At 71.1% G+C, this 20,317-nt stretch carries 22 protein-coding genes; 10 read left to right on the top strand and 12 right to left on the bottom strand.

Annotation, left to right across the window (positions count from 1 at the left end; all coding sequences use genetic code 11):
- Positions 1–243: 243 nt before the first annotated feature.
- From OG194_RS08340 to ppk2, 3 genes are read left to right on the top strand one after another with little or no spacing between them, the layout of a single operon-like run.
- Positions 244–1,398: an inorganic phosphate transporter gene (locus OG194_RS08340; protein WP_327400213.1), complete on the top strand. Its 1,155-nt coding sequence runs from the start codon at positions 244–246 to the stop codon at positions 1,396–1,398.
- A 17-nt stretch (positions 1,399–1,415) separates the two neighbouring features.
- Positions 1,416–1,649 carry a hypothetical protein gene (locus tag OG194_RS08335; RefSeq protein ID WP_019062951.1) on the top strand — a complete coding sequence of 78 codons (234 nt, stop codon included), beginning with the start codon at positions 1,416–1,418 and terminating at the stop codon, positions 1,647–1,649.
- Between the two features lie 60 nt (positions 1,650–1,709).
- The gene (gene ppk2 / locus OG194_RS08330; RefSeq protein ID WP_327400212.1) at positions 1,710–2,600 is read left to right on the top strand and encodes a polyphosphate kinase 2; all 891 of its coding nucleotides are present in this window, start codon (positions 1,710–1,712) and stop codon (positions 2,598–2,600) included.
- Positions 2,601–2,624: 24 nt separating this feature from the next.
- Here the strand turns inward: ppk2 and OG194_RS08325 are convergent, their stop codons facing one another.
- The gene (locus OG194_RS08325; protein WP_327400211.1) at positions 2,625–3,011 is read right to left on the bottom strand and encodes a luciferase domain-containing protein; all 387 of its coding nucleotides are present in this window, start codon (positions 3,009–3,011) and stop codon (positions 2,625–2,627) included.
- Between the two features lie 116 nt (positions 3,012–3,127).
- Positions 3,128–3,880 carry an SDR family NAD(P)-dependent oxidoreductase gene (locus OG194_RS08320; RefSeq protein WP_327400210.1) on the bottom strand — a complete coding sequence of 251 codons (753 nt, stop codon included), beginning with the start codon at positions 3,878–3,880 and terminating at the stop codon, positions 3,128–3,130.
- Positions 3,881–4,025: 145 nt separating this feature from the next.
- Between OG194_RS08320 and OG194_RS08315 the strand changes: the two genes are divergently transcribed.
- Positions 4,026–4,616 carry a TetR/AcrR family transcriptional regulator gene (locus tag OG194_RS08315; RefSeq protein ID WP_327400209.1) on the top strand — a complete coding sequence of 197 codons (591 nt, stop codon included), beginning with the start codon at positions 4,026–4,028 and terminating at the stop codon, positions 4,614–4,616.
- A gap of 68 nt (positions 4,617–4,684) precedes the next feature.
- Here the strand turns inward: OG194_RS08315 and OG194_RS08310 are convergent, their stop codons facing one another.
- On the bottom strand, positions 4,685–5,974 hold the full coding sequence (locus OG194_RS08310) for an aminotransferase class I/II-fold pyridoxal phosphate-dependent enzyme (RefSeq protein WP_327400208.1): 1,290 nt from the start codon (positions 5,972–5,974) through the stop codon (positions 4,685–4,687).
- Between the two features lie 164 nt (positions 5,975–6,138).
- On the opposite strand from OG194_RS08310, the gene OG194_RS08305 reads away from it, so the two are divergent.
- Both OG194_RS08305 and OG194_RS08300 read left to right on the top strand, forming a co-directional pair.
- Positions 6,139–7,617: an AlkA N-terminal domain-containing protein gene (locus OG194_RS08305; RefSeq protein WP_327400207.1), complete on the top strand. Its 1,479-nt coding sequence runs from the start codon at positions 6,139–6,141 to the stop codon at positions 7,615–7,617.
- Between the two features lie 16 nt (positions 7,618–7,633).
- On the top strand, positions 7,634–8,119 hold the full coding sequence (locus OG194_RS08300) for a methylated-DNA--[protein]-cysteine S-methyltransferase (RefSeq protein WP_327400206.1): 486 nt from the start codon (positions 7,634–7,636) through the stop codon (positions 8,117–8,119).
- A gap of 31 nt (positions 8,120–8,150) precedes the next feature.
- On the opposite strand, the gene OG194_RS08295 is transcribed toward OG194_RS08300, so the two are convergent.
- Positions 8,151–8,792, bottom strand: coding sequence for a response regulator transcription factor (locus OG194_RS08295; protein ID WP_327400205.1), 642 nt, complete (start codon positions 8,790–8,792; stop codon positions 8,151–8,153).
- Positions 8,789–10,045, bottom strand: coding sequence for a sensor histidine kinase (locus OG194_RS08290; RefSeq protein ID WP_327400204.1), 1,257 nt, complete (start codon positions 10,043–10,045; stop codon positions 8,789–8,791). The genes OG194_RS08295 and OG194_RS08290 overlap by 4 nt, the downstream gene beginning before the upstream one ends.
- 174 nt (positions 10,046–10,219) lie before the next feature.
- Here OG194_RS08290 and OG194_RS08285 point away from each other — a divergent pair, with 174 nt between their 5' ends.
- Entirely contained in the window at positions 10,220–10,990 is a 771-nt protein-coding gene (locus tag OG194_RS08285; RefSeq protein ID WP_327400203.1) for a class I SAM-dependent methyltransferase, read from the top strand.
- Here OG194_RS08285 and OG194_RS08280 read toward each other — a convergent pair.
- The 3 genes from OG194_RS08280 to OG194_RS08270 all read right to left on the bottom strand — a co-directional run bounded on the left by OG194_RS08280 (position 10,980) and on the right by OG194_RS08270 (position 13,994).
- The gene (locus tag OG194_RS08280) at positions 10,980–11,705 is read right to left on the bottom strand and encodes an SIR2 family NAD-dependent protein deacylase (RefSeq protein ID WP_327400202.1); all 726 of its coding nucleotides are present in this window, start codon (positions 11,703–11,705) and stop codon (positions 10,980–10,982) included. The two genes, OG194_RS08285 and OG194_RS08280, sit on opposite strands and share 11 nt — an antisense overlap.
- Before the next feature lie 124 nt (positions 11,706–11,829).
- Positions 11,830–13,242: a hypothetical protein gene (locus tag OG194_RS08275; RefSeq protein ID WP_327400201.1), complete on the bottom strand. Its 1,413-nt coding sequence runs from the start codon at positions 13,240–13,242 to the stop codon at positions 11,830–11,832.
- A gap of 440 nt (positions 13,243–13,682) precedes the next feature.
- Positions 13,683–13,994, bottom strand: coding sequence for a hypothetical protein (locus OG194_RS08270; RefSeq protein WP_327400200.1), 312 nt, complete (start codon positions 13,992–13,994; stop codon positions 13,683–13,685).
- Between the two features lie 80 nt (positions 13,995–14,074).
- Here OG194_RS08270 and OG194_RS08265 point away from each other — a divergent pair, with 80 nt between their 5' ends.
- Entirely contained in the window at positions 14,075–14,275 is a 201-nt protein-coding gene (locus OG194_RS08265) for a DUF2191 domain-containing protein (protein WP_327400199.1), read from the top strand.
- An 830-nt stretch (positions 14,276–15,105) separates the two neighbouring features.
- On the opposite strand, the gene OG194_RS08260 is transcribed toward OG194_RS08265, so the two are convergent.
- Together OG194_RS08260 and OG194_RS08255 are read right to left on the bottom strand one after the other, a co-directional pair.
- On the bottom strand, positions 15,106–15,603 hold the full coding sequence (locus OG194_RS08260; protein WP_327400198.1) for an NUDIX hydrolase: 498 nt from the start codon (positions 15,601–15,603) through the stop codon (positions 15,106–15,108).
- Entirely contained in the window at positions 15,603–16,475 is an 873-nt protein-coding gene (locus tag OG194_RS08255; RefSeq protein ID WP_327400197.1) for a helix-turn-helix transcriptional regulator, read from the bottom strand. Before OG194_RS08255 ends, OG194_RS08260 begins: the two co-directional genes overlap by 1 nt.
- Before the next feature lie 108 nt (positions 16,476–16,583).
- Here OG194_RS08255 and OG194_RS08250 point away from each other — a divergent pair, with 108 nt between their 5' ends.
- Complete coding sequence (locus OG194_RS08250; protein ID WP_327400196.1) at positions 16,584–17,477, top strand: SDR family NAD(P)-dependent oxidoreductase; 894 nt, start codon at positions 16,584–16,586, stop codon at positions 17,475–17,477.
- Here OG194_RS08250 and OG194_RS08245 read toward each other — a convergent pair.
- Positions 17,443–18,000 carry a TetR/AcrR family transcriptional regulator gene (locus OG194_RS08245; RefSeq protein WP_327400195.1) on the bottom strand — a complete coding sequence of 186 codons (558 nt, stop codon included), beginning with the start codon at positions 17,998–18,000 and terminating at the stop codon, positions 17,443–17,445. The two genes, OG194_RS08250 and OG194_RS08245, sit on opposite strands and share 35 nt — an antisense overlap.
- A 134-nt stretch (positions 18,001–18,134) precedes the next feature.
- Here OG194_RS08245 and OG194_RS08240 point away from each other — a divergent pair, with 134 nt between their 5' ends.
- On the top strand, positions 18,135–19,154 hold the full coding sequence (locus OG194_RS08240; protein WP_327400194.1) for an NAD-dependent epimerase/dehydratase family protein: 1,020 nt from the start codon (positions 18,135–18,137) through the stop codon (positions 19,152–19,154).
- Here OG194_RS08240 and OG194_RS08235 read toward each other — a convergent pair.
- Positions 19,151–20,227, bottom strand: coding sequence for an ADP-ribosylglycohydrolase family protein (locus OG194_RS08235; protein ID WP_327400193.1), 1,077 nt, complete (start codon positions 20,225–20,227; stop codon positions 19,151–19,153). The genes OG194_RS08240 and OG194_RS08235 overlap by 4 nt on opposite strands.
- Positions 20,228–20,317: the final 90 nt, after the last annotated feature.

Below are 20,317 nucleotides of genomic sequence, written 5' to 3'. Positions count from 1 at the left end.
CGGGCCGGACTGGGTGTTCCGGTGGGCGGCCGTGGGAACGCGCGTAGCGCTTGCGTGATCGCGGGGGAAGCTTCGCAGATTTGACCGGGCCATGCCATAAGGAGAGGGAAGTGTGTGCGTGCGGTGGAGGGAGGGGTGCGTGAGGAGCGGAGAGGGGTGTGTGCACACCGGCGTTGCACGGGCCATGCCTCGATTTGGCCTGCGGTTGGCCGAATGTACGCCTTCGGTTGCTTCCATCGAACGATGGACCACATCACGTTCCTCGTGGCGGTCGTCATCGTCACGGCCTTGGCCTTCGACTTCACCAACGGATTCCACGACACCGCCAACGCGATGGCGACGTCCATCGCCACCGGGGCGCTGAAGCCCAAAACGGCGGTCCTGATCAGTGGGGCCCTCAACCTCGTCGGTGCCTTCCTGTCCACGGAGGTCGCCAAGACGATCTCCGGCGGCATCGTCGACGACACCCTGGTCACACCAGGGATGATCTTCGCGGGGCTCGTCGGGGCGATCCTCTGGAATCTCCTGACCTGGCTGCTGGGACTGCCGTCCAGTTCCTCGCACGCCCTGTTCGGCGGCCTGATCGGCGCCGTCTGGGTCGGTGCGGGTGCCAACGGCGTCCACTTCGACAAGGTCGTGGAGAAGATCCTGATCCCCGCGGTGGCCTCCCCGCTCGTGGCAGGGATCGCCGCTCTCCTCGCCACCTACCTCGCCTACAAGATCACCGCCCGGGCCCGCAAGGACTCGGTCACCAAGGGCTTCCGGCTCGGCCAGATCGCCTCGGCCTCCCTGGTCTCCCTCGCGCACGGCACGAACGACGCCCAGAAGACGATGGGCGTCATCACCCTGACCCTGATCTCCGTGGGCGCGCTCGGCCACGACGCCGGTCCGCCGGTGTGGGTCATCACCGCGGCGGGACTCGCGATCGGCCTGGGCACCTACATCGGCGGCTGGCGCATCATCCGCACGATGGGCAAGGGCCTCACCGACATCCAGTCCCCGCAGGGCTTCGCGGCCGAGGCCGCCTCCACGACCGTCATCCTCACCTCCGCCCACCTGGGCTTCGCGCTGTCCACCACGCAGGTCTGCTCCGGCGGCATCCTGGGCGCGGGCCTCGGCCGACGCCTGGCCGAGGTGCGCTGGGGCACCGCCGGCCGTATGGTCATCGCCTGGCTGGTCACCCTCCCGGCCGCCGCCGCGGTCGGCGGTCTGTCCGCGACCGTCGTCAAGCACGGCGGCAACCTCGGTACGGCCCTGATCGCGCTGATCGCCGCCGCCGTGGCCCTGTTCATCGTCATCGCCTCGCGTCGCAACCCCGTCCACGCGGACAACGTCAACGAGACCCACGAGGTCACCATCCGCAGCGAGGCGTCCTCGGACGTCCGTACGGCCGCCTGAACCAAGGGAGTTGAGCAATGAGTGTGGACTGGAACTCCCTCGGCGAGGTCTTCGCGGTGAGTGTCGGCGTGACCGTCGGCGTGGTCGTCGTCTTCGCGCTGGGCATCCTCGGCCTCGCCCGGGTCGAGGCCGCGCGCGAAGTGGACGGCGGCACACACGCCCTCGGTCTGACGCAGGCGGGGTTGTGCTTTCTCGCGTGTGCGGCTGTCGTGGCGTACGGCATCTATCTGATCGTGCCGCAGTTCCACTGAGTACGGCGGATCACCACCGATCACCTCTGAGTCACTGAACCCCCTTGAGAGGAGGCCGGGATGACCGAACTGCTGGCCGGGCTGCGGGTCGACTACACCGACGCCGACGACCCGGTGCTGGTGCGGCCCGACGGCAGCACGGTGGACACCTGGCGGGAGAACTACCCGTACGAACAGCGCATGGAGCGCAAGGAGTACGACTGGCACAAGCGGCTCCAGCAGATAGAACTGCTGAAGCTGCAACGCTGGGTCAAGGAGACCGGCCGTCGTCTCGTCATCGTCTGCGAGGGACGCGACGCGGCCGGCAAGGGCGGCACGATCAAACGGTTCACCGAGCACCTGAACCCGCGTGGCGCCCGCGTGGTGGCGCTGGAGAAGCCGAGCGAGCGCGAGAGCGGTCAGTGGTACTTCCAGCGCTACGTCCAGCATCTGCCGACCGCCGGCGAGATCGTGCTGTTCGACCGGTCCTGGTACAACCGGGCGGGCGTGGAGCGCGTGATGGGGTTCTGCTCGGACGACGAGTACCGCCGTTTCATGCGCCAGGCCCCGCTGTTCGAGCGGATGCTGGCGGACGACGGCATCGACCTGATCAAGTTCTGGTTCTCCGTCTCACAGGGTGAACAGCGCACCCGTTTCACGATCCGCCAGGTGGATCCCGTACGGCAGTGGAAGCTCAGCGCGATGGACCTGGAGTCCCTGGACCGCTGGGACGACTACACGGCCGCCAAGGTCGCGATGTTCCGGGAGACCGACACGGAGCACGCGCCCTGGACCGTGGTGAAGAGCAACGACAAGAAGCGGGCCCGGGTCGAGGCCATGCGCAGCGTGCTGGCCCGCTTCGACTACGCCGACAAGGACGAGGAGGTGGTCGGCAGCCCCGACCCCCGCATCGTCGGCGCGGCGGCGACCCTGCTGGAGGAGGGGGAGGACGACACGGCGGCGGTGTTCTAGGGACCGGGCCCCTTCGGGCTGTTCCTAGTCGCCGTCTCGTGGCACGAGCGTCACCCGGTGGAAGTTGCAGCCGGTCGCGGGCGGGCTCCCGGACGGGGGCCCGCCCGCGTGTGCCTTCAGGGCGACGCTGACCAGGCTGAGCAGCAGGTCGACGTCCGTCTCGCAGTCCAGGTGGACCGTCACCCAGCGGGAACCGGGGATGATCCGGATCGCGGTCGACTCACTGAGGTCGTGATGGAACCGGAGGATGGCCCCGACGGTGAGATGCAGGTCCACATCGTGGTCCGAGTGGAAGTGCACGATCTCGCTGTGGGCGGACCGCAGCGCCCGCCCCGTACCGCAACTGGCCGGGACCGCGCTGAGGTCGCGCCAGCCTTCCAGTCGCTGCATGGCTCGCTCGGCCAGGGTCATGTGCCCATCGTGTACTGCTCATCGCTTCGCAACCAGGGGTTGAGCGATTTGTAACCGGGGCGTGAGGTGCCGCACACAGGGAGGGAGGCCGGTGTGCGTGGGTATCGGACGTTCGGTCAGACCTGGACCTGCCCGCCGTCGACGAAGTGCTCGGCACCGGTGATGAACGAACTCTCCGGCCCGGCGAGGAAAGCGGCCAGCGCCGCGACCTCCTCGGGGCGCCCCATGCGCTGCAACGGCAGTTGCGAGGCCAGCGCGCGGTGGAGGTCCTCGGTGCTCTGACCGAACTTGTCGGCCAGGCCGTCGAGCGCGGGTGTGGCGATGGGGCCGGGCGTGATGACGTTGACGCGCACACCGCGCGGGGCGAGTTCCGCGGCCCAGGTCCGGCCCAGGCTGCGTACGGCCGCCTTCGACGCGGCGTAGACGCCCATTCTGTCGACGCCTTGGTGGATGGTGGTGGACCCGAGAAGGATCACCGACGCGGGGCGCGCGAGCAGGGGCAGTGACTTCTGCACGGTGAGCAGGCTGCCCTTGGTGTTCACGCCGAAGACGTGGTCGAACTGTTCCTCCGTGACGTCCGTGAGCAGAGCCCCGTCGCCCAGGCCGGCGTTGGCCACGACGGCGTCGAGCCGCCGTCCGTCGCCGCGGACGACGTCCATGACGCGGTCGAGGTCGGCCGCCCGCGAGACGTCGCACGGAACGGCGACCGCGTCGGGGCCGATCTCCTCGGCCGCGGCTTCGAGTTCGTCCTTGCGCCGGCCGGTCAGGTAGACGCGGGCGCCGTCCTCTGCGAAGCGCTTCGCGATCGCTCGTCCGATGCCGCTGGAGGCGCCGGTGACCAGAGCTGTCTTTCCGTCCATGGGGCGCATGGCACCCGTCCTTTCGAGAGCACTGTGCCGTGCACGCTGCTCGTGGCCGTGGCACGACGTGACGGGCGGCCAGTCATTCTTGACCGCCTCGTCCAGAACGTAGCTGATTCTGGACGAGGCGGTCAAGAACGGATATCGTGGAGCCATGGCAAGACCCCGAAGCTTCGACGAAGGCGAGGTGCTGCGCGCCGCCAGGGACCAGTTCTGGTCGATCGGTTACGCAGCCGCGAGAGTGGACGACATCGCCGCGGCCACCGGTCTGGGAAAGGGCAGCCTCTACGGTGCCTTCGGCGACAAGCGCCAACTGTTCCTGCGAACCTTCGACGACCACTGTGCCGAACTGGTCGACGCCGTACGGCAGGCGCTCGACGGTCCGGACGCCGGCGCCCTCGAACGGCTGCGCGCGCATGTACTGGAGGTGGCGGACGCCACCGCCTCGGACGCGTCTCGGCGCGGCTGCCTGCTGGCCAAGGGCACCGCCGAGCTCTCAGGGCAGGACCCGGCCGTCGAGGAGACCGCCCGCCGGACGTTCGCCGCCATCGGGGAACTGCTCACGTCCTGCGTCGCCGGAGCGCAGCGGGCGGGTGACATCAGGCAGGACGAGGACCCCGCTCGGCTGGCCGGGCTCCTGCTCGCGGTGCTGCGCGGGATCGAGGCGCTGGGCAAAGGCGGAGGCAGCCCCGACTCGTTGCGCGCGATCGCCGAAACCGCCTTGGCCGTCCTGCCCCGGCCGTAGCACGGCTGCGGCCCCGACCGGGACCGAGTTGGGCCGGGCCCGGCCGGGCCGGAAAGTCGTCCGGCAGGTCAACTCGCCTCGGCCGCAAGCCTTTCGTAGCCCACCAGCCGTACGCAGGTGGCCACCCCCTCGATGATCTCCTCGATCTCCGAGAGGTCGGGGAAGGAAGGGGCGATACGGATCGTCCGGTCCCTCGGGTCGTCCCGGTACGGGTGCGTGGCGCCCGCCGGAGTCAGGGCGAGACCGGCGTCCGCCGCGCGCCGCACCACCTCGCGGGCGCAGCCGTCGGGCACGTCGAGGGTGATGAAGTAGCCGCCCCGGGGCGTGGACCAGGATGCGAGACCGGTGTCGCCCAGCCGTTCGGCGAGGATGCGCTGCACGGTGTCGAACTTCGGCCGGAGCAGCTCACGGTGCTTGCGCATATGGGCACGCACCCCGTCCGCATCGCGCAGGAACATCGCGTGCCGCAGCTGGTTGACCTTGTCGGGGCCGATGGAACGCTTGGCGCTGTAGCCGCGCAGCCAGGCCACGTTGGCCGGGGACGAGCCGAAGAACGCCACGCCCGCACCGCCCAGGGTGATCTTCGAGGTGGACCCGAAGACGAAGACCCGGTCGGGATGCCCGCTCGCGGCACAGGCGGCGAGCATGTCGGCGATCTCCACCTCCTCGTCGGTGAGGTGGTGCACGGCGTAGGCGTTGTCCCAGAAGACCCGGAAGTCGGGCGCGGCCGTCGGCATGGCGGCGAGCCGCCGTACGGTCTCGTCGCTGTAGCAAGTCCCGTCCGGATTGCTGTACTTGGGCACGCACCAGATGCCCTTCACCGCGGGGTCCTCGGCGACCAGCCGCTCCACCACGTCCATGTCGGGACCCTCGGCGGTCATCGGCACGGGGATCATCTCGATGCCGAACCGCTCGCACAGCGCGAAGTGCCGGTCGTAGCCGGGGACCGGACACAGGAACGCGACCCGCTCCTCGTCCGCCCACCGGCGCGCGGCCCCGGGAAGCGTGCCGAGCAGCGCGTGCACGAGGCAGTCGTGCATCAGCTCCAGGCTGGAGTTCCCTACGGCGAGCAGCTGGTCGGCCGGGACCTGGAGGAACCCGGAGAAGATCTCCCGGAGTTCCAGCAGCCCGTCCGCGCCACCGTAGTTGCGGCAGTCCGTGCCGTCGGCGGAGGTGTAGCGGTCGCCGGGCAGCGAGAGCAGTTCGGCGGACAGGTCGAGCTGGCGGGCGGAGGGCTTGCCGCGGGTCAGGTCGAGCTTGAGCCCCTTCGCGAGAAGGGCTTCGTAGTCGCTCCGGGCCGCGTCGAGCAGGGCCGGGAGGGAGTCTGCGGAGTGCGCAGACGGGGGAGGAGGCGTCACGGGAGCCGACGCTACAAAGCCGGAGGTCACACCACAAACGCATAACCCGCCCGCACCCAGGACGCCTGCGCCGGATGTACGGTGATCCGTGCCTGACCAGGCCACACAAGGTTGATGTCGGATTCCCGCCAGCCCCGGTCCGCCCCGTATCGGATGCTGGACGTATGCAGAACGGGATGCACACCGACACGGAGCGCTGTGTGCGCGCGGTCCAGTCCAAGGACGCGCGCTTCGACGGCTGGTTCTTCACGGCCGTGCTGACCACCCGCATCTACTGCCGGCCCAGCTGCCCGGTCGTCCCGCCCAAGCCGGAGAACATGACGTTCTACCCGAGCGCGGCGGCCTGCCAGCAGGCGGGTTTCCGGGCCTGCAAGCGCTGCCGCCCGGACACCAGTCCCGGCTCCCCGGAGTGGAACCAGCGGGCCGACCTGGTGGCCCGCGCGATGCGCCTGATCGCCGACGGGACGGTGGATCGCGAGGGCGTCCCCGGCCTCGCCGCCCGCCTCGGCTACAGCACCCGCCAGATCGAACGCCAGCTCCTCGCCGAACTCGGCGCCGGCCCCCTCGCGTTGGCCCGCGCCCAACGCGCCCAGACGGCAAGGCTGTTGATCGAGACGACCGCCCTTCCGATGGCGGAGATCGCCTTCGCCGCCGGCTTCTCCTCGATCCGCGCCTTCAACGACACCGTGCGCGACGTCTTCGCCCTCTCCCCGAGCGAGCTGCGCAACAGGCGCCCGAAGACAACGGTGTTGACCCCCGGCACCCTCACGCTCCGCCTGCCGTTCCGCGCGCCCCTCAACCCCGACAACCTCTTCGGCCACCTGGCGGCGACCGCCGTACCGGGCGTGGAGGAGTGGCGCGCCGGCGCGTACCGCCGCACTCTCCGCCTCCCCTACGGCCACGGCATCGCGTCCCTGACTCCCAAGTCCGACCACATCGCCTGCCGTCTCACGCTCAGCGACCTGCGCGATCTGCCGGTGGCGATCAGCCGCTGCCGCCGCATGCTCGACCTGGACGCCGATCCGGTCGCGGTGGACGACCAGTTGAGGACCGACCCGGTCCTGGCACCGCTGGTGGACAAGGCGCCGGGCCGCCGCGTCCCGCGCACGGTCGACGAGGCGGAGTTCGCCGTACGGGCCGTCCTCGGCCAGCAGGTCTCCACGGCGGCGGCCCGCACCCACGCGGCCCGCCTGGTCACCGCGCACGGCGAACCGGTCGACGACCCCGAGGGCGGCCTGACCCACCTCTTCCCGTCCCCCGAGGCCTTGGCCGCGGTGGACCCGGAGTCACTGGCGATGCCCCGCGCCCGCCGCACGACGTTCACCACGCTGGTGGGCCAACTGGCGGACGGCACACTCCACTTGGGAGTCGAGAGCGACTGGACGGAGATCCGCGCCCAGCTCCTCTCCCTCCCCGGCTTCGGCCCCTGGACGGCCGACGTCATCGCCATGCGCGCCCTCGGCGACCCCGACGCCTTCCTCCCCACCGACCTCGGAATCCGGCGCGCCGCCCAGGAGTTGGGCCTCCCGTCGACCCCGGCCGCCCTCACCGCACGCGCGGCGGCCTGGCGGCCGTGGCGGGCGTACGCGGTCCAGTACCTGTGGGCGACGGACAGCCACCCGATCAACTTCCTTCCCGTGTAAGGGGATTGCAGCAGCCATGAAGCACCACACGGTGATCGACAGCCCGTACGGCCCGCTGACCCTCGTCGCCGACGACGACGGCGCCCTCTGCGGCCTCTACATGGTCGACCAACGCCACCGCCCCCCGGAGGAGAACTTCGGCATCCCCGACGACACCCCCTTCGCCGAGACAACCGCCCAACTACAGGCGTACTTCGCAGGCGAGTTGAAGGAGTTCACCCTCCAACTCCGCCTGCACGGCACCCCGTTCCAGCAGACGGTCTGGGACCAACTCCGCCGCATCCCCTACGGCGAGACCCGCTCCTACGGCGACCTCGCCGACGCCCTCGGCAACCCGGGCGCCTCCCGCGCGGTGGGCCTCGCCAACGGCAAGAACCCCGTCGGGATCATCGTCCCCTGCCACCGGGTCGTAGGCGCGAACGGCAGCCTCACGGGCTACGGCGGCGGTCTGGACCGCAAGCAGCGGCTGCTGGACTTCGAGAGCGGGGCGGCGCTTTTCTAGTGCCTCCGGCGGTTCCGGTGCCGGCGGGGTGTCATGACAGCAGCCGTCGCTCCTTGGCGGCGGCCACCGCCCCGGACCGCGTCTCCACTCCCAACTTGCCGTAGATCCGCCCGAGATGGGTCTTGACCGTCGCCTCGCTGATGAAGAGGGCCCGGGCGATCTCCCGGTTGCCCAGGCCGCGGGCCAGCTGGCCGAGGATCTCGCGCTCGCGCTCGGACAGGGTGGGGTGCGGGCTGCGCATCCGCGCCAAGAGCCGGTCGGCGACCGGGGCCGAGAGCGCCGTACGGCCGGACGCCGCGCTGTGGATCGCGGTGAACAGTTCCTCGGGGCGTTCGGCCTTGAGGAGGTAGCCCGTGGCGCCCGCCTCGACGGCGCGGGTGATGTCGGCGTCGGTGTCGAACATGGTGAGGACGAGGACACGGGGGCCGTCACCGGCGGTCAGTTTCCTGGTGGCCGTCACTCCGTCCATGCCGTCGCCGAGTTGAAGGTCCATCAGCACCACGTCGGGACGGACCCGGGCGGCCAGGGCGAGGGCCTCCTCGCCGCTGCCCGCCTCACCGACCACCTCGATGCCCTCGGCGCTGGACAGCAGCGCGCGCAGTCCGGCCCGCACGACGGCGTGGTCGTCGCACAGCAGCAGACGTACGGGTACGGGTGCTACGGGTGTGTTCACGGGACGAGCTCCTCACGGGAATCACGGACACCAGGCTCGCCAGGGACGACAGGGACGGCGACCGACACGACCGTGCCCTCGCCGGGGGCCGACTCCACGCTCAGCGTGCCACCGGACTGCCGGGCCCGGATCCGCATGGCGGGCAGCCCGTGGCCACGCACCCGGCCCGGCGCGGACACCGGGGGTGAACCGGCGTCGAAACCACGGCCGTTGTCGGCGACGTCCAGGGAGATCTGGTCGTCGAGGCAGGTCAGGGTGAGCGCGGCCCGGGTCGCGGCCGCGTGCTCGCGTACGTTGGCCAACGCGCCCTGGGCGATGCGCAACAGCGCCGCAGCGGACCGCTCGGGCAGCGGGCCCGGATCGCCGTCGAGCCGGAACTCCACCATCAGGCCCGGACCGCTCTCCCGCTCGGCGAGCGCGCGCAGCGCCACGGGCAGGGAGTGCTCGACGAGGTCGGCCGGTGCCAGGTCATGGACGAACCTGCGTGCCTCGGCGAGACCGCGGGAGGTGATCTCGGTGGCCTTGAGCACGTGCGCGTGGGCCGCTTCCGGGTCCGTCCGCCACAGCCGTTCGGCGGCCTGCAACAGCATCTGCTGACTGGACAGGCCCTGCGCGACGGTGTCGTGGATCTCCGTGGCCAGCCGCTGCCGCTCCGCCAGGACACCGGCCCGCCGCTCGGTGGCCGCGAGGTCGCGGCGGGTGCGGACCAGGTCGTCGATCAGGACGCGCTGCCGGGCCGCCTGCCGCTGCAACTGGACCAGCACGGCGGTGGCGACCGCCGCGAGGGCCGGCGGGGCGACGACCATGTTGGGGTTGAGGGTGCCGTCCGCCACCCGTATCTCGGAGGCCACGACGAGCGCGGTGAGTACGGCGGCCAGCGGCACCGCGAACCGTGGCGGCAGCGCGTACAGGCCGGCGAACAGCAGGGGCATCGCGCACCAGGTGGCACTCGGCGCGAGGGCGAGCAGCACGGTCCAGACGGCGGACACCGAGCCCAGCCAGGCCAGATGCCGCGTGCCGGGCGCGGAACCCGGGCGGGGCGCCGGAGCCAGGAACTGCCCGAGGACGTACAGCAGACAGAAGACCGCGTACAGCGCGAGCACCCAGCCGGTGCGGGCCCCGCCCTGGTCGCGGGTCAGGAAGCGCACGAACGAGGAGCCGAGCAGCAGGAAGAACGCGGCGTGCACGACCGCCGGCAACAGGCGCTCTTCCGGCCCGACGCGCCCCGTCCTCGGTTGTCCCGTGTGTCCCATCCTCTGTGTCTAACGCGATCGACGGGACGGCGCATCAACCGATCGGCTGACATCCGGATCACCCGAACCGCCCGCGGATCACCGCCCCTTGACCGAGCCGGACACCCGGCCACCGCACCGAGGCTGGCATCAACACCCGCCACCCACCTCGGAATTCGGAAAGGCGACGATCCCGTGCCCACCAAGAACCTCACCGCCAACCGCGCCGCCCTCGGCCACCGCATCGCCTACGCCCTGCGCCACCCCGACCGCGTCCCCCGCCACCTGGCCCGTGCCACCCGGGACGCCTGGCTGCGCCATCGCCACCCGGACCACGTCTCCTACTACCGCGCCGTGATGCGCTCCGACACCCGGGCCGACCCGGACGCGGCGGTCGGCAGCGCGAGCCGTGAACGCTGGCTGGCGCTGGGCGCGTTGCAGTTCGACTACCTCCTCGGCCACGGTCTGCGCCCCGAGCACCGCATGCTGGAGATCGGCTGCGGAAACCTGCGCGGCGGCTGGCGCTTCATCCGCCACCTCGACCCCGGGCACTACTACGGCATCGACATCTCGCCCGACATCCTGGCGGCGGCGCAGGGCACGGTCGTGGAAATGGGCCTCCAGAAACGCCTCCCCACCCTCACCCCCGTACACGACCTGACCCTGCGCTTCCTGCCCGACGCGCACTTCGACGTCGTCCACGCGCACAGCGTGTTCTCGCACTCCCCGCTCCCGGTCATCGAGGAGTGCCTGGCCAACGTCGGCCGCGTGCTGGCGCCGGGCGGCTGGTTCGACTTCACCTTCGACCGCACGGAGGGCGAGGAACACCACGTCCTGCGCGAGGACTTCTACTACCGCACCGAGACGTTGGTCGCGCTGGCGGCCCAACACGGCCTGAAGGCCCACTTCTTGGAGGACTGGGAACAACTCCCGCACGGCCAGTCGAAGCTCCGCGTCACCCGCTGAGTCCGCGGAGCAGCCGGGGCAGCGCCGTCCCGATCGGCTCCCGTACGACCTCGTCGGCGAGTTCGTCGTACGGCGTCGCCTCGGCGTTGACGATGACGAGCCGTGCCCCGTGATCGGCGGCGACACCGGCGAGCCCGGCGGCGGGCTGCACCTGGAGGCTGCTCCCGACGGCGATGAACACCTGGCAGGCCTTGGTGATGGCGACGGCCTCGCCGAGGACGACGGGGTCGAGCCGCTCGCCGAAGAAGACGGTCGCGGACTTCAGGATCCCGCCGCACTCCAGACACCCGGGATCGTCCTCCCCGGCCTCGACCCGGGCGACGGCGTCCTGCATCGGCCCGCGCACATGGCACACCGTGCACACGAACTCCCGCGCGGTGCCGTGCAGTTCGACCACCTTGCGGGCGGGCAGCCCGGCGAGCTGATGCAGGCCGTCGATGTTCTGCGTGATGACCCGCACGGGTACGCCGGACTTCTCCAGTTCTACGACGGCCCGGTGCGCGGCGTTGGGCTCGGCCTGGAGGGCGCGGTTCTTGCGCCGCATCTGCCAGGACCGGCGCCGGATCTCCGGGTCACCCATGTAGTACTCGTAGGTGACGAGCTTCTCGGCCTCGGGGTCCTTGCGCCACAGGCCGTTGGGGCCGCGGTAGTCGGGGATCCCCGAATCGGTGGAGATACCCGCGCCACTGAGGATCGCTACGAGAGGCCTGTCCATGGGCCGAGAGTAGGACGCCTGCCCACGCGGAGCGAACGGATATCGGGGTGCGCTTCTCGCCTTCCGCCGCCCGCGAGGGCCGCTGCCCCGGCGAGCAGTGTTCGTAGCGCCCCTGCCGCCCGCGTCAGTTGGGGATCCCCGCTGCGTCGAGGTGTCGGTGCATGGTTTCCACGGGAAGGCTCGGGTTGCTGAGAGCGTCGGCGGAGGTCTCCGGATGTTCGCAATATTCGAGGATGAGATCGACCGGCAGCGCGGGGTGTGCGGTTGCCCTGGCACGTACGAGATCGTCGGGGTCGGCAAGCAGCCGGACCAGAGTGGCGACGGGCACATCAGGGTCCAGCAGCGCCAGCCGGCGCTTCGCCGGATCGGGGTCGTCGGCGAAGCGTTGCCCGTTGCCCGCGCGCGGGAAGTTCGGGTGGGCCTGCAGAGCACCTCTGGTGATGACCCGGCATTCCAGATACGTCTCCAGCACCACCTCGCCGTCGACGGTCGGCTGGTTCTCGCACAGCAGGAGTCGTACGGGGTGGTCCTCGTCCTCCGAGAGCAGGTCGACGGCGTCGGCGGGCAGGTGCGAGCTGTAGGCGGCGCTGCGCCGTAGCAGCGTGTTGGCCGACGTGGCGCATTGGCGCAGGACGTCGGGATCGGCGCAGAGAAGAACCCATTCGACGGGGTCGAGCCGGTCGGACGGGCTGATGGTGACGTCGATGGAGTTGCGTTCCGTCTCGGTCAGTTCGGGGCGTACCGATACCGCCAGCCGTACGCTGTGCGCCTCGTCGTCCGCCAGCGTCCGGACGATGTCGATGGGAACGTTGAGGTTGGCCGCCAACTCCCGCCGGTCCGTCGATTCGGTGCTTGCCGCGAGCCGTTCGGCGGTCGCTGTGCTCATGGCGCCGTAGCGGATCACTTCCCACCTGGCGAGGCTGCCGATTCCCGCGTCGGGATCGTCGGGAAGGCCGAGAAGGAGGTCCGTGCAGGCCGCGTCCTCGCGGGAGGCCTGGATCAGGGCCGCCCGGCGGACTCCGTCATCGGCGTCGTGGAGCAGACGGCTTCGGGTGTCCTCGGACAGCGAGGCCCACTCGCGGCAGGCCGCCTGTCGAAGCTCCGCCTCCTGGTGGTCGGCAAGCCCGGCGACCAGGCTCGGAGCGGTGTCGTGGCACTGGGCCGCGCTTCGGCGGACCTTCGGTTCCGGATCGTCGAGCAGGCGCCGCTGAGCGGACAGGGGCAGCGGCGGCGTGGGGACGCGGAACCAGTCGGGTCCGATGGCCAGACCGAGGCGGACGTGTGGATCGGGATCGTCCACGAGCCTGGCGCGCTGTTCCGCCGGTATCGAGATGTTCTCGGTGAGCAGGGCCCGCAGTTTGCGGTCGGGGTGCGCGACGATGGCGTCGACCACCTCGTCCGGCAGGGCGCGCCAGGCGAGCGTGTTCCATGCCGCCTTGGCTTCCTCGCACAGCAGCCTGGTCAGGACGTCGGCCGGCGCCGAGGCGTTGCGCGCGATCGAAGCAATCGTCTCACGGTGACCGCAATCTCCACACACGGTGGGCCTCCCTGTTCGCCGACGGCCGTCGCGGGCCCGCAGATTGTGCGCAGGTCGGGTGTGCGCGGTCAACGTCGGTGATCATGTTCTGCCGCACATTCGGAGAGCGGGGACCGGGACCGGGACGTGGCACCGGGACCGGCGAGCGGCTTTCCGAGGGGGGCCTGGGATCCGGATCGCAGGCGACCGCCCGAACGCCGACCGTCGTTGCCGAGGTGTGTCACATGGCAGCACGGACTCGCCAGGACCGGTGTGTCCTGGCCGATCGGTGTCGCCAAGGCCGAGGCCCCACGACCGGACGACCGGACGAACTCCAAGGTTCTTGAGGCCTACGGCTGAGCGATGCGAGCCGGGGCTGTGTCGCATCCACGGCACACAGGATCCACGGCGGCAACGGATTCACGGGTGCGTGGGACGACGGGACGGCGGATATCGCGTCGTCAGCCGGCTCCCACGTACCGGATCACCGAGACCACGCCCGACACGACGGTCGGCCCCACCCACCACCACCCCATGACCCGCCGCACGGACGGCAGCAGCCACACCCCCACCACCGCACCGGCGCCCCCGATGGCGAGCACACACGCGAGAACGATGCCGGCGTGCGCGTCGTCGTCCCCGGAGCCGGACGGACGGATGGTCAGCGCCGTCCAGCAACAGGACACGGCGACAAGGGTGAGCAGCACGAGGGGAACGGCGAGGACGATGCGCAGGCAGCCGCGGTCATTGTCCGAGGGGGAAGTGCTCGTCATCAACGGGGAGTTGTTCCTCGGTCCCGGTCCCGGTCTCGTCCCGATGTTCGGGGCGCGGCGGCGGATGTTACCGTCCGCACATGGCCAAGGTGACCGTCTCGCTCGACGCGGCTCTCGTCGTGGAAGTCATGGTGCTCGCAGGCGTGGGCAACCCGCAGGACGCCGTCGAACTCGTCGTCCGCGACTACATCGAACGCGGCCACCGTACGGAGGCCAGGGCCGAGACCCGCGACGACGCGCTGCGCGAGGCGGACGTGAAACCCCGGGAGGTCGAGGGCTGAGCCCTGCGGGACCGGGGCGGCGGATGCGGGCCAACTTGCCTGGCTGCCACCGGCGTTATCGACCTCACCCACCCCACGGCCCAGTCGCCCTGCGCCGCCCACTGCGCCCGCCCTGGCCTCCCGTCCGGCGTGAGCCGAGGCGTCCCCGGGGTGGCTGATGCCGGTCAACTTGCCTGGCCGTGCCGGGTGTTGTCGACGTCGCCGTGCTCCGGCCTTGCGTTCGGTGTGAGCCGTCGTGGCTGGCTGCCCAGTCTTCCGGCCCAGTGTCGGTCATTCGTCCCAGTGCCGTCCGGCGCGCCAGCCCTACGGCTTCTGCCTGGCGTGAGCCGGCGCGCTCGGGGTGGCTGATGCCGGTCGACTTGCCTGGCCGTGCCGGGTGTTGTCGACGTCGCCGAGCTCCGGCCTTCCGCTCGGCGTCAGCCGTCGTGGCCGGCCGCCCAGCCCTCCGGCCCGGTGTTAGTCACCTGTCCCAGCATCGTCCAGCGCGTCCGCCCTACGGCTTCCGCCTGGCGTGAGCCGATGCATCCTGGGTGGCTGACACCGGTCAACTCGCCCGGCCGCCAACGGCGTTGTCCACGTCGCCCGCTCGCTGGCTCAGCCGTCAGCCGTCAGCCGTCATGTGCTGTGCCCGCCCCGCCGGCGGCGTAAGCCACCCTGCCGGGGCGCTCAGCTTGGCGCCCGGTGTCAGCCAGCCGCCCAGCGTCACCCGTCGCGCCCCGCGCTCGCCCCGGCGTCGGCCGACGTGCCCCCTGGCCACTCCGCCCGGCGTGAGCCCCCCTGGGCCCTCCGCCTCGCGTCAGCCGATCCGTGCTCGGCGCCCCGCCACCCCGTCAGCCGACCCGCCGCCCGTTCTCCAACTCCGCAGTCCCCGACCCCTCTTCCAGCACATCCAGCGCGACCAGAACCCGCAGCCCAAGTGAACCCGGCAGGTACTCGGTGACTTCCTCGCGCGGGACGAGCCGCCACGACAACAACTCCTCCTCCTGGAGTTGGATCGACTTGAGGTCGTTCGCGGTGAGGACTCCGCCGTCGTACAGGTAGGCCACCAACGGCGGGTATTCCGGGCCGTGGTAGACCCAGTCGACGGCGAGCAGTTGGCCGAGTTCGACGTCGAGGCCGATCTCCTCCAGGGTCTCGCGGCGCGCGCCCTGGCGGGGTGTCTCACCGTCGTCGGACTCGATCGTGCCGCCCGGAAGGGCCCAGCCCTCACGGTAGTTGGGCTCGACGAGGAGGACCTGGCCCTCGGTGTCACGGAACAGGGCGGCGGCCCCGGCGAGGATGCGGGGGAGGCCCGCGAGGTACGTGGCGAAGTCTGTCGTGGTGGTCATTAGGGAAGGGTAACCAGCCCGCGCAGCCGCCTCTCCGACTCGCTGCCCGGCACCGGGAAGTGACAGACCAGGCTCAACCAGGGCGCCTCCTGCACCGCGAGCCGTACGAACGACACCTCGATGTCACCCGCGCGGGGGTGGTGGTAACGGCGCAGCGAGGACCGGAACTCCACCACCTCGTGTGCCTCCCACAGGCGTGCGAAGTGCGGGCTGGTGGTGACCAGTTCGTCGATCAGCTCCGCGAACCGCGGGTTGTCCAGCTCGTACGCCGCCTGTTGCCGCAGCAGACCCGCCATCCACTCGGTCTCCGCCTCCCACTCGGGCATCAGGGCACGGATGCCCGGTTCCCTGAACAGCAGCCAGGCGCTGTTGAGTTCGCGGCGCGGCCGGTCGAGGAGGGCGGGGCCGAGGATCGCCTCCTGGGCCCGGTTCCAGGCCAGGACGTCGAAGCAGCGGTCGATGACGAAGGCGGGGTTCGGCATGAGTGTGTCCAGGAACGCCCTTACGACGTCCGGGACTTGGAGGGACCGCTCGGCCGGCTCGGGCGCGGTGCGGCCCGCCAGCCGGAACAGGTGCGCCCGTTCCACGTCGTCCAACTGCAACGCGCGGGCCAGGGCCAGCAGGATCTGCGGGGAGACGTTGATGTCCCGGCCCTGTTCCAGCCAGGTGTACCAGGTCAGGCTCACGCCGGAGAGCAGCGAGACCTCCTCGCGTCGCAGGCCCGGGGTGCGGCGGCGGCCACCCGGTGGCAGCCCCGTCTCCGCCGGGTCGGCACGCTCGCGGCGGGAACGCAGGAAGGCGGCGAGGGCCTTGCGGCCGTGATCCGTGGCTTCCGGTGATTCCCTGGCTTCTGTTGGTGGTGTCGGGGGCACCAGTAAATTCTGCACTCTTCAACTGGGCCGCCACTCGGCGCAGGGTGGGAGGGACACCGGACCCGCAGGTCCGAGGTGATCCCAACTCCCTGCCGAAAGGCGGCCCTTGTGGCTGAGCTGTCCCTGTCCACTCCCCGCACCGTCCTGGTCACCGGCGCCACCGGCGGTGTGGGTTCCGCTGTCGCCCGCCGTCTGCACGCCGACGGCTGGACCGTGTACGCCGCCCACCGCGAACCGGCGGACGCGGAAGCGCTCCGGGACGCCGGCTTCACCCCCGTACGCTTCGAACTGACCGACGAGGACTCCGTCACCGCAGCGGCGGAACAGGTCGGCCCCCGTCTGGACGGGCTGGTGAACAGCGCCGCGATCATGGGTCAGGGTCCTGTCGAGCTGACCCCCACCGAGGCGTGGCGCCGCCAGTTCGAGATCAACGTGATCGGTCAGGCGACCGTGATCCGCGCCTTCCTGCCCGCGCTACGGGCGTCCGGCGGCCGGATCGTGAACGTCGGCGCCGTCTCGGCCCGCGTCCCGCCGCCGTTCTTCGGCCCGATCGCCGCCTCCAAGGCCGCCCTCGCCGCCCTCACCCACTCCCTGCGCGCGGAACTTCGCCACCAGGGCGTCAAGGTCACCCTCGTCGAACCCGGCGCCATGGACACCCCCATCTTCGCCACGGCGGACAAGGCGAACTCGGAGATGGGCTGGGCCGGTTCACCGGAGACCCGGCGCCACTATGCCCGCGCCCTGGACGCCGTACGAACGACAGCCGCCCGCCAGCCGCTCGGCCCGGTCACCCCGGCCGTCGACGCCGTCGTACGCGCGCTGACCGCCCGCCGCCCCGCGACCCTCACCACCACGGGCAAGGACGGCCGCGCCCTCGCCCTGCTGCGCTTCCTGCCGGACGGCCTGCGCGACCGGCTGATGCTGCGCGCGTTCGGCGTGACAGCGGAGGCGTTCGAGGCCACAGAACCTACGGCGACGGCGTCCGCAACCCATCCACAATGAGGTCCAGAATCCGCCCGGCCCGCGCCTCCCCGCCCCGCGCCGGATCGAGCCGCCACAACACGCTCAACTGAAGCAGCACGTCCTCCGGATCGAGCCCGGACTTGAGCGACCCGTCGGCGGCGCCCGCCTTCAGGAGTACGGCAATTGCGGCCACGAAGGGCGCGAAGTACTCGTCGTCGGCACCCCCGTCCGTCGCCGCGTGGATGACCTCGGCGACGCCGTACTTGAGCCTCCCGTAGTGGGCGACCTCGTCCAACCAGAGGCGTAGGGCTACGAGCGGGGGATGGTCTGCGAGAAGCACCGGCGCGCGGTCGATCAGGTGCTGTATGTCGTGGCGGTACAGCTCCAGGATCAGCGCCTCCCGGGTGGGGAAGTGGCGGTAGAGCGTCCCGATGCCGACGCCCGCCTCCTTGGCGATCGCGGTGAGGGACGCGCTGCTTGACGCGGCGATCGCCTCGCGGGCGACGGTCAGGATGCGCTCCCGGTTGTCGAGGGCGTCACGGCGGGTCGGTTTCGGGTTCACGGGTCTGGGGCGTCCGTCCGGTGTCGGATTGCTAAGCGGAGGGCCCTCCGGTACGTTGAGAGATGTACCGGAGGGGCCTCCGTTTCGCTCTCCATTCTGGCACACCCCCATCCGACACCGCAGGGAGCACCGTCATGCCCGAACTCGTCCTCGTCACCGGAGGCAGCGGCTACATCGCAGGCTGGTGCGTCGCCGAACTGCTCCGCCGCGGCTACGACGTCCGTACGACCGTCCGCGCCCCGGGCAAGGAACGCGCGGTCACCGACGCCGTCGCGGCCGTCGTCGACCCCGCGGGCCGGCTGAGCTTCGCCGTCGCCGACCTCACCGCCGACGAGGGCTGGGAGGCCGCGCTCAAGGGCGTCGACTTCGTCCTGCACGTCGCCTCTCCGCTCGGCGCCGCCTCTGACGACCCCGACGAGCTCATCGTCGCGGCCCGTGGCGGAGCGTTGCGCGTTCTGCGCGCGGCCACCGAGGCGGGCGTACGACGCGTGGTGATGACCTCGGCCGCGAACGCCGCGAGCCCCTCGTCGTACGCCTCCGAAGGCGTCACCGACGAGTCGCTTTGGACCGATCCAGAGGACCTCACCCTGATCCCGTACCGCCGCTCCAAGACCCTCGCCGAGCGCGCCGCCTGGGACTTCATGCGTGACTACGACGGCCCGACCGAGCTGACCACCGTCCTCCCCGGCGCGGTCTTTGGACCGGTCCTCACCACGGCGAACATGGGCTCCGTCGGCATCATCGCGCGCATGGTGAGCGGGAAGATGCCCGGCGTGCCCCGCATCGGTCTCGAAGTCGTGGACGTCCGGGACCTGGTCGACGTCCACATCCGGGCGATGGAATCACCGCGGGCCGCCGGTCAACGCTTCCTGGCCACCGGGGAGTTCGTGTGGATGGAGGACATCGCCCGCACCCTGCGCGAGGGCCTCGGCGAGCACGGCCGTACCGTCTCCACGCGCCGCCTCCCGGACTTCGCCGTCCGCCTCGCGGCCCGCTTCCGGGACCCGTCCCTGCGCGAGATCACCCCCGCGCTCGGCCGCCGCAACCGGCACAGCACGGAGAAGGCCCGCCGCGTCCTCGGCTGGGAACCGCGCCCCGCGCGCGAGGCTGTCCTCGACTGCGCCCGGAGCCTCATCGCGCAGGGCGCCGTCTAGGCGTCGACGGCCTCCGCCAACTGCACGGTCCGCGCCGCCAGTTCACTGATCCGCACCCCGTCGAAGCCGAACACCGCACTGCGCACGGTGTCCTCCAGCGGGTCCTTCCGTTGGTTCGGGATCGCGTCCGCGCCGGTGAGGACCCCGGCGACCGAACCCGCCGTCGCGCCGTTCGAGTCGGTGTCCAGGCCGCCGCGGACGGTCAGCGTGATGGTGCGGGTGAAGTCGCCGTCGCCGTACAGGAGTCCGGCGGTGAGGACGGCCGCGTTCGGGATCGTGTGGATCCAGCCGAGCCCGGCGGTCTCCTCGGACAGTGTGGTGAGCGTGTCCTCCCAGGTCATCCGGGTCTCGTGCAGGGTGAGCACCCGGCGCACGGTCCGCGCGAGCCGGCAGCCCGGCGGGATCACCGTCAACGCCGTATCCAGGGCGTGCCGCACGGTCGGCGCGGTGAACGCCGCCGAGACGAGAGCGGCGGCCCACATCGCGCCGTAGACACCGTTCCCGGAGTGGGACAACACCGCGTCCCTGCGCGCGAGTTGGGCAGCGCGGCGCGGGGCGCCTGGACCGGTCCAACCGTAGATGTCGGCGCGGATCAGGGCGCCGATCCACTCCTGGTACGGGTTGTCGTGCGTCGCCGTCAGCGGTGGCTTGAGGCCGTTGGCGAGGTTGCGGTAGGCGGCGCGTTCGGCCGTGAAGGTCTGTAGGTACGGCAGTCTCCGCAGCCACAGTTCGCCGACCTGCTCGGTGCTGAAGCCGAAGCCGTGGGTCTCCAGGAGGTCGAGGCCGAGGATCGCGTAGTCGACGTCGTCGTCACGGCAGCTGCCGTGGATCCGACCGCGTACGCACCGCTGCCACTCGGGGCGCAACTCGAAGCCGTCGTGCTCGCTCGGCGGCTCGGGGAGGTAGTCGGTCAGCGGCAGGGCGGCGGCCTGCCGGAGATAGCGGTCGATGCGGTCGCGTGTCCACAGGTCGCCCTGCTCGACCGGCTTGCCGAGCATGTTGCCCGCGATGCGGCCCAGCCAGCCCCCGAGGATGCGGTCCGCGAGCGCCGGCTCAGTGCCTACAGGGGTCATACCTCCGGTGTACCCGATTCCGGGCCCGGCTGCGGCACAGGGTCTGCTCAGCCCGGTCCCAGCGTTCGGTCGGGGCATGACGTCGGGGGC

The sequence above is a fragment of the Streptomyces sp. NBC_01288 genome (assembly GCF_035982055.1).
Classification (GTDB): domain Bacteria; phylum Actinomycetota; class Actinomycetes; order Streptomycetales; family Streptomycetaceae; genus Streptomyces.
This window is presented reverse-complemented; position numbering and strand designations above follow the sequence as displayed.

What these genes read in the sequence shown, in the direction of transcription:
- OG194_RS08305 (WP_327400207.1), top strand. Translation starts at nt 6,139, where the DNA reads ATGCAGAACGGGATGCACACCGACACGGAGCGCTGTGTGCGCGCGGTC.
- OG194_RS08235 (WP_327400193.1), bottom strand. Translation starts at nt 20,227, where the DNA reads ATGACCCCTGTAGGCACTGAGCCGGCGCTCGCGGACCGCATCCTCGGG.
- ppk2 (WP_327400212.1), top strand. Translation starts at nt 1,710, where the DNA reads ATGACCGAACTGCTGGCCGGGCTGCGGGTCGACTACACCGACGCCGAC.
- OG194_RS08265 (WP_327400199.1), top strand. Translation starts at nt 14,075, where the DNA reads ATGGCCAAGGTGACCGTCTCGCTCGACGCGGCTCTCGTCGTGGAAGTC.
- OG194_RS08340 (WP_327400213.1), top strand. Translation starts at nt 244, where the DNA reads ATGGACCACATCACGTTCCTCGTGGCGGTCGTCATCGTCACGGCCTTG.
- OG194_RS08280 (WP_327400202.1), bottom strand. Translation starts at nt 11,705, where the DNA reads ATGGACAGGCCTCTCGTAGCGATCCTCAGTGGCGCGGGTATCTCCACC.
- OG194_RS08335 (WP_019062951.1), top strand. Translation starts at nt 1,416, where the DNA reads ATGAGTGTGGACTGGAACTCCCTCGGCGAGGTCTTCGCGGTGAGTGTC.
- OG194_RS08240 (WP_327400194.1), top strand. Translation starts at nt 18,135, where the DNA reads ATGCCCGAACTCGTCCTCGTCACCGGAGGCAGCGGCTACATCGCAGGC.
- OG194_RS08270 (WP_327400200.1), bottom strand. Translation starts at nt 13,994, where the DNA reads ATGACGAGCACTTCCCCCTCGGACAATGACCGCGGCTGCCTGCGCATC.
- OG194_RS08290 (WP_327400204.1), bottom strand. Translation starts at nt 10,045, where the DNA reads ATGGGACACACGGGACAACCGAGGACGGGGCGCGTCGGGCCGGAAGAG.
- OG194_RS08260 (WP_327400198.1), bottom strand. Translation starts at nt 15,603, where the DNA reads ATGACCACCACGACAGACTTCGCCACGTACCTCGCGGGCCTCCCCCGC.
- OG194_RS08300 (WP_327400206.1), top strand. Translation starts at nt 7,634, where the DNA reads ATGAAGCACCACACGGTGATCGACAGCCCGTACGGCCCGCTGACCCTC.
- OG194_RS08320 (WP_327400210.1), bottom strand. Translation starts at nt 3,880, where the DNA reads ATGCGCCCCATGGACGGAAAGACAGCTCTGGTCACCGGCGCCTCCAGC.
- OG194_RS08315 (WP_327400209.1), top strand. Translation starts at nt 4,026, where the DNA reads ATGGCAAGACCCCGAAGCTTCGACGAAGGCGAGGTGCTGCGCGCCGCC.
- OG194_RS08325 (WP_327400211.1), bottom strand. Translation starts at nt 3,011, where the DNA reads ATGACCCTGGCCGAGCGAGCCATGCAGCGACTGGAAGGCTGGCGCGAC.